Source organism: Staphylococcus sp. HMSC62A08 (genome assembly GCF_001839105.1).
In the GTDB taxonomy this organism is placed as follows: domain Bacteria; phylum Bacillota; class Bacilli; order Staphylococcales; family Staphylococcaceae; genus Staphylococcus; species Staphylococcus caprae.
In genome coordinates, this window is record NZ_KV840036.1 from 27,080 (window position 1) to 33,285 (window position 6,206).

The 6,206-nt window shown below is 31.6% G+C and carries 6 protein-coding genes and 5 tRNA genes; 3 read left to right on the forward strand and 8 right to left on the reverse strand.

Features of this window, described 5'->3' with window-relative positions; translation table 11 throughout:
• Positions 1–53 precede the first annotated feature (53 nt).
• From HMPREF3264_RS05560 to HMPREF3264_RS05570, 3 genes are all read right to left on the reverse strand, one after another.
• Positions 54–776, reverse strand: coding sequence for an amino acid ABC transporter ATP-binding protein (locus HMPREF3264_RS05560; protein WP_002443573.1), 723 nt, complete (start codon positions 774–776; stop codon positions 54–56).
• Complete coding sequence (locus tag HMPREF3264_RS05565) at positions 769–2,226, reverse strand: ABC transporter substrate-binding protein/permease (RefSeq protein WP_070872364.1); 1,458 nt, start codon at positions 2,224–2,226, stop codon at positions 769–771. The genes HMPREF3264_RS05560 and HMPREF3264_RS05565 overlap by 8 nt, the downstream gene beginning before the upstream one ends.
• A gap of 142 nt (positions 2,227–2,368) precedes the next feature.
• Positions 2,369–3,427 carry a PTS sugar transporter subunit IIC gene (locus HMPREF3264_RS05570; protein WP_002443579.1) on the reverse strand — a complete coding sequence of 353 codons (1,059 nt, stop codon included), beginning with the start codon at positions 3,425–3,427 and terminating at the stop codon, positions 2,369–2,371.
• Positions 3,428–3,772: 345 nt separating this feature from the next.
• On the opposite strand from HMPREF3264_RS05570, the gene HMPREF3264_RS05575 reads away from it, so the two are divergent.
• The 3 genes from HMPREF3264_RS05575 to HMPREF3264_RS12925 all read left to right on the forward strand — a co-directional run bounded on the left by HMPREF3264_RS05575 (position 3,773) and on the right by HMPREF3264_RS12925 (position 5,469).
• Positions 3,773–4,093 (forward strand): helix-turn-helix domain-containing protein, encoded by a 321-nt coding sequence (locus tag HMPREF3264_RS05575; RefSeq protein WP_002443581.1) that lies wholly within the window; start codon positions 3,773–3,775, stop codon positions 4,091–4,093.
• A gap of 211 nt (positions 4,094–4,304) precedes the next feature.
• Complete coding sequence (locus tag HMPREF3264_RS05580; RefSeq protein ID WP_002443584.1) at positions 4,305–5,042, forward strand: hypothetical protein; 738 nt, start codon at positions 4,305–4,307, stop codon at positions 5,040–5,042.
• A gap of 121 nt (positions 5,043–5,163) precedes the next feature.
• Positions 5,164–5,469, forward strand: coding sequence for a tyrosine-type recombinase/integrase (locus HMPREF3264_RS12925; protein WP_306460900.1), 306 nt, complete (start codon positions 5,164–5,166; stop codon positions 5,467–5,469).
• Between the two features lie 235 nt (positions 5,470–5,704).
• Here the strand turns inward: HMPREF3264_RS12925 and HMPREF3264_RS05585 are convergent.
• The 5 genes from HMPREF3264_RS05585 to HMPREF3264_RS05595 all read right to left on the reverse strand — a co-directional run bounded on the left by HMPREF3264_RS05585 (position 5,705) and on the right by HMPREF3264_RS05595 (position 6,171).
• A tRNA-Leu gene (locus HMPREF3264_RS05585) sits at positions 5,705–5,788 on the reverse strand.
• A gap of 40 nt (positions 5,789–5,828) precedes the next feature.
• A tRNA-Gly gene (locus HMPREF3264_RS12790) sits at positions 5,829–5,903 on the reverse strand.
• Between the two features lie 16 nt (positions 5,904–5,919).
• A tRNA-Gly gene (locus tag HMPREF3264_RS05590) sits at positions 5,920–5,994 on the reverse strand.
• Positions 5,995–6,012: 18 nt separating this feature from the next.
• A tRNA-Gly gene (locus tag HMPREF3264_RS12795) sits at positions 6,013–6,087 on the reverse strand.
• Between the two features lie 10 nt (positions 6,088–6,097).
• Positions 6,098–6,171: transfer RNA gene (locus HMPREF3264_RS05595), tRNA-Cys, on the reverse strand.
• Between the last annotated feature and the right edge of the window lie 35 nt (positions 6,172–6,206).

A 6,206-nucleotide genomic window follows, 5' to 3' on the forward strand; every position in this document is an offset into this window, starting at 1 on the left:
AATTCTCATAGAATGATTTCAAAATTCTGCCCTACTTAAAAAGTATTTATATATTATAATACGCGTGATAAGAAGTTTTGTGTTCTTTCGTGTTGAGGGTGTTCAAATATATCAACTGGCGAGCCCGATTCGACAACCACCCCATCTGCCATAAATACTACTTTATTACTGACTTCTTTAGCAAAGTTCATTTCATGCGTGACAATAACCATCGTCATACCGTCCTTGGCTAAATCTCTCATTACTTTCAATACATCACCAACAACTTCTGGGTCTAAAGCAGATGTCGGCTCATCAAATAAAAGCACGTCTGGCTTCATTGCTAAAGCTCTCGCAATCGCGACTCTCTGTTTTTGACCTCCAGATAATTGATTAGGATAAGCCTCTGCTTTGTCTTTTAATCCAACTTTGTCTAGTAAATTTAAAGCTATTTCTTTAATTGTGCCTTGATTATCTTTATGTAAAAGCTTAGGAGCTAGCATGATATTTTCAATTACTTTTTTATGTGGAAATAAGTTAAAGCTTTGGAAGACCATTCCCATTTTCTGTCTTAATTCGTCCAAATGAACGTTCTTTTCAGTTAAATCATTACCTTCAAAAATGACTTGCCCTTTTGTTGGCGTTTCGAGTAAATTCATACAACGTAGCAACGTACTTTTACCACTACCTGATGGCCCAATGATAGCTACAACTTCTCCTTGTTTCACTTCTAAATTAATATCCTTAAGTACTTCGTTATGTCCGAATGTTTTGTTTAAATTTTTAATTTTAATCACTAGCCTTCATTCTCCCTTCGACTAAACTCATGATGCGTGAAAGTGCAAACGTTAAAATAAAGTAAAGGACTGCGGCAATGATTAAAGGCGTGAACGGATCGAATGAAATACCTTGCACAACTTGTGCATTAAACATAATCTCTCCAACACCAATTGTTGAAACGATTGAAGATTCTTTAATAAGCGTTACAAATTCGTTTCCTAAAGCAGGCAATATATTTTTGATTGCTTGTGGCATGACCACAAATTTCATTGTTTGACTATAATTTAAACCTAAACTTCTTGCTGCTTCTGTTTGTCCCTTATCAACTGCATTAATTCCTGCTCTTATAATCTCAGCAATATATGCTGAGGAGTTAATCACAAGTGCAATGGTTCCGCATATAAGTGCTGACACATCTAGTCCTAACGCCGCAGTTGTTCCAAAGAAGACGATAAAAACTTGAACTAGCATTGGTGTTCCTCTTAAGAATTCAATGTATATACTTGCTAACCAAGATAAAGGTTTAAATTTACTTAATTTCATTAAAGCAATCAATGCACCTAAGATTGAACCTAAGATGACCCCAATAGATGAAATGAGAATTGTATCTTTAATACCTTTAATAAAGAAACTTCCATATTTAGTAAAGAAGTTACCATCATCTTGCATATCTTCAGCAGCTTTATTCATATAACTATCGATTAGGTTTTTACTTTTAACTTCATCAATTGTTTGATTAAGATGTTTAAGTAACTCTGGTGAATCTTTTGGTAAAGCAATACACGTAGGTTTCTTTTCTTCATTAAATTTAACATCTGCAAAATCTAACTCAGGATTTTGTTTTAAATAAGCTTCGGCTACTGGTTTCTCAATAACGGTACCGACAACCTTACCACTTTTCAATGCTAATATCGCATCAGGTAAACGACTTAAAGAAGAGATTTGACCATTATTGATTTCATTTTGAGCAATTTTCTCTTGTTCTGTCCCTTTCTGAGCTGCTATCTTTTTGCCGTCAAAGTCTTTTAAACTTTTGTATTGATTTTTTTCTGATTTTTTAACTAACATCGTATTATTTGTCATCATATATGGTTCTGTAAAATCAACTTCTTTTTTTCTTTCAGGTGTTGTTGTCATACCAGAAATGATGATGTCTATTTTTCCAGTTTTCAAAGCACCTAAGAGGCTATCAAATTGCATATTCACAATTTTTAATTTTAAGTGATTATCTTTTGCTATTTTCTTAGCTAACTCAATATCTACACCCGCATATTCAGTTTTGCCGTGGACTGTTTTCTCAAATTCTAAAGGTGCGTAATCTGCTGATAACCCCACTCTTATTTCTCCACGTTGTTTAATTTTGTTCCAATTTGAATCTTCTTTAGCACTAGCAATAGGATTTATGTATATCATTGCAGAGCTTATAAGTATAGCGATGACTATAATTATTTTGAAAGTTTTGTTCATACTTAATGAGCCCTCCTTAATAAATATACATTATTATACATAAATATTTATTTTTATGCAATTCTTTTTCTGAAAATTAAGGCAAAAAAATAAGCAATGTCTCAACGTTTATGTTGAACACATTGCTTTCTAGCTCATCTTATTATTCTTTAGGTATTTCAAATTGGTAAATTTCATCACTATAAGAATGAATAAATTTCTTACATAAATGATGAACAATAAATGCTCCAGTAAAAGGCACGACAAAATAACCAATGATGAGCATGATGATATTAAAAGACGTGTCTCCTGACATACGATTAAGTGCATTAATTGGTCCGACTAAACCAGTATATCCAAACCCTGCTGATAAAGGCGTTCCTTTAATATTTAATACGTATGCTACAATTCCGCAAATAATGCCATTCACAGTTAGAGGAATAGCGATAATGAGATGCTTTAAATAAACAGGTATCATCATCTTCGCAGCACCAATTAATAACACTAAGTTCACTCCAATTGAATTCACTCTCAAAGATCCGAATAAGAATGTGACACATGCGGCAACAATTCCCATATTCGCTGCCCCACTACCTAAACCAGTCAAACTAATTGCTGTAGCGATAGCCACTAGTGAAATTGGTGTAACCATTAATAAAGAAAAAGTTACACATATTAGTATAGACATTAACAAAGGATTTAACTCGGTAAATCCATTCACAACTCTTCCAATTGATTGAGTAATCACTTGTACATACGGCAAAGTAAGTAACCCAATGACTCCACTTATGACTGGGACTAAAACTGGAAGAATAATCATTTCAAATGAACCTAGCTTTCCTTCTAAGAACATGTAAATAAAACAAGCTAATGCAACTACTACAATAACATTGATGATATCTCCAATACCTTTTAATTCAATTCCTTTATTACTAAAATGAACAACACCGGAACCAAGCATTGCTGACGTACCAATGATTGCTGCACCAGCACCTTTAAATTTAAATTGATGTGCAGCTAATACACCAATAATAAATGCCATAAATGACTGAATAACAATGACAAGCTGATATACAGTTTCTAATAAATGGTTCCCTTCCTTAAAGAACTTTAATAATTCTCCTAACAAAGCATTAGGCAAAAGTGCAATGACAACTCCAGCACCTACAGCATTTAATATATTATTAAAAAAAGACTTTCCATTAACATGCGAATTACTCATTCTGAATCCTCCAAATATCACATTAGATTAATAGTATTATAGATAAACCAGATAAACAATAACTAATTATTGAAACTGTATATTGAGAATTATAAAAATGATTAGATAGTAAGCCCTTTTACTTCTGAAAGGCAGAATTATAGAATTTATTCAAGCAAGACCAATGAGTTAAAGAAACTTTGGAATTATTTATTCCTGTGAAGAAAAAATTAAAATAATAGCTATCTTTTAAAGTTTCGATAAATTTAAACAACTTATTTTATATAATTTTAATTAAGTTGTTGTAATTATTTCTTGGACGTGCTAATTTGATATTAAATTCTTATGCTAATAAGGAGTTTTAATATGAGTGCTAAAAGTGCTAGAACAATTTTTTCTGAAAATCTTCAAAGATTAATGAGAAATAAAAACGTAGACCAAAAAGAATTAGCTGAAACAATAGGAGTAACACAACCTACAATCTCTAATTGGATAAAAGAAATCAAATATCCCAGAATTAAGAGAATACAATTATTGGCTGATTATTTTAACGTTCCTAAATCGGAATTGACTGAAGAACATAGTATTGTAACCAAAAATGCAATAGCAGCTTATATAACTCCCGATGTTACTGAAGAAGAAATGAAAGAAATTATAAATTTCATAGAATACATAAAAAGCAAATGAAATAGCGATAAATAAAGAGAACGCTCATTTACTAATAAATAACTATTAGTATAGGTGTGTTCTCTTTTTTATAAAAAACATGCACTATTTAACCTCTAATAGGAGTTGGTCGATGATATTAATATTAAATACAAGAAGAACACTTATAAAATAGAAAGTCTTATCTTAAGTAATAATTTTTTTAAATTTCAACATCTAGGAAGTGACATCAATGTTATTATATTTATTCTTTACACTATTAATCATTTTTGCAGTATCTACTGTAGTATTAATCATTCTACTTATCATTAGCAAGGTTAATAAGAAAAGTATTAAACCTTATGTGATAAGCACTAGTATAACTTTAGTATTAACAATAATATTTTTAGTTTTAACTATCTTTTTCCATCATATTAACGAAAGAAATAAAAAAGAAATGTATCCGCCAAAAACTGTGGAATTAAAAGATGGTTCATATGAAGTAGGTAAAGATCTCGAACCAGGTCACTATACGATTTCATCAAAAAATAATAAAGGTTATATTGAAATTAAAACTGTAGAAGACTGGTCATTTGAAGAAAAATTCGGAAAAGATTACGGTACATTAGATAATGCAACAACTCCAACTATTACAACTTATTTAATGGAAGGAGACAAAATTAATCTTGATAAAGCTGAACTAACTACTTTTAAACCAAAACATCAAACATTTACAAATCCAATTTCCACAGGCGTATGGATTGTTGGTAAAGATGTTAAACCTGGTAAGTATAAAATTTACACTACATTTAGCCATGATATAGGAGGAAATTTCAAAATATTTAATAGAGACGGTAGTCTAGACAAAGAATACATTCTTGTAGGCAAAGATTCAGACCGACCATATGATACAGAAGGCGCTGTTACATTGAAAAGTGGACAAATTTTAATTCTTAATCACATGTATTCAGTAAGTTTAGAAAAAAAATAAACAAAGTAATAAGGTAGCTTAGTCTACCTTATTTTTTGAAGAAAGTTACAACATGAAATTAACAAAACTAAGTAATATCATGTAATAAGCAATTAAATGATTTACAGAATTAAAGTTAGAAATATTTTTAAACAGTACCAAAAATAAATCTGCACCTAGATATGTTTCAGTTTCTAAATCTTTAATAAAGTTATTACTTAATTACATTGATCATCACACTTCATCTATTGAGGGATATGTTTTTATAAACAATGATAAACAAATAACTAACTCTTCTGTTAATAAATCTATTAGAGAAGCATGTTCCAAATTAAATATACATAGAAATTTAACTAGTCATGCATTTAGACATACACACGCTTCTATGCTCATACATGAGGGATTAAATATATATCATATCTCTAAAAGATTAGCCACTCATCTATAAACGTAACATTAAAAGATTACGGACATTTATTAAAAGAAACATACGAACAAGACAATAAAAAAGCACTAAAATTGATTGAAAATTTGTGACCAAAATTAATCTTAAATTAATAGTTTTGTGACCACGATGTGACCAAAAAATAATGCCTATATGTGTCTAAATGAATAAAAAAAGAGTGAAAACGTTGATTTAACAACATTCTCACTCTAAAAGTTCCTAAAAGTATATAAAATAATACCGGTGGTCGGGATCGAACCGACACTCCAAAAAAGGAACGGGATTTTGAGTCCCGCGCGTCTGCCAATTCCGCCACACCGGCTCAATAGATAAATAAAAAACTTCCCTCTGGAAGTATACTATGGAGCGGAAGATAGGACTTACACCTATACCTCGTTCCGGGAAGGAACGTGTTCTAAAAGTTGAACTACTCCCGCTTAATATAAAATTTAATGGAGCGGAAGATAGGACTTGCACCTATATCTCATTCCGGGAAGGAATGTGTTCTGAGAGTTGAACTACTCCCGCTTAATATAAAATATTTGATGGAGCGGAAGATAGGACTTACACCTATATCTCATTCCGGGAAGGAATGTGTTCTAAGAGTTGAACTACTCCCGCTTAATTAACATGGAGGCGGCAACCGGATTTGAACCGGTGATAAAGGTTTTGCAGACCTCTGCCTTACCACTTGGCTATGCCGCCAATAACTGGGCTAGCTGGATTCGAACCAGCGCGTG